Below are 788 nucleotides of genomic sequence, written 5' to 3'. Positions count from 1 at the left end.
ACCGCCGTCACCGATCAGCCCGGCTGAACCACCAACTCCACCGGTCCCACCATCAATCCCGGCCACCCCAGTTCCGCCGTTGCCGACCAAAAACCCACCATCGCTGAGATTGCCGAACATCCCCGAGCTGCCCAACAACGACGTATTGGCCCCGGTGAAATCGTTGATCCCATTACCGATCAAATCCCGCCCGAACAAAAACACCGAGGGCGCGTTGACCACCGAATCAACCGCGCTGCCGATCGGGTTGGTGATCCAATCCTGGGCCAGCCCGTTGACCGTGGCGTTAAGTTCTTGCACCAGACCTGCCAGGACCGCGTCCAACCCACCCAACGAAGCCGCGACCGTCCCCGCATCCGCGGCCGGCCCACTCGCATCACTCAACCCGGCGCCTGCCGCTGCAGCTGCACCCATCAACGGATCCAGCACTGCATCCAAAAGATCAGCTCGAGCTTCCGGCGCACCGGCCCCCATCGCTGCGGCCCAAAATGCCCCGGCCGTTGCGCCCACACCCACCACGCGGGCACCCCGACGTGACCCGACCTCCCCCGAACCTAACCGACTCTTGATGCGGTGCCGCCGACTCATAGAATCAGCTCCTCGAGAAAACCGACGCCAGCAAAAACATCACGGGCATGACGCCGCCCGGATAATAAATTGAGATGACCTTCCTCGGGGGGCGTTTGGCTGAAAACGTCGGCGGTATACCGGAAAGCGCGGGTCGAGGTTCCTCTCCGCCATCTCGTGCCGCTTGGCCCGGTCACCGATCGTAGGTGCCTGGACGCCGA

The 788-nt window shown here is 63.5% G+C and carries 1 pseudogene; it reads right to left on the bottom strand.

The annotated features are described in order from the left end of the window. Positions 1 to 588, bottom strand: a pseudogene (locus tag F6Q13_RS18350) (hypothetical protein); the annotation flags it as partial. Between the last annotated feature and the right edge of the window lie 200 nt (positions 589 to 788).

Source organism: Mycobacterium sp. (genome assembly GCF_008709575.1).
Taxonomy (GTDB): Bacteria; Actinomycetota; Actinomycetes; order Mycobacteriales; family Mycobacteriaceae; genus Mycobacterium.
This window is presented reverse-complemented; position numbering and strand designations above follow the sequence as displayed.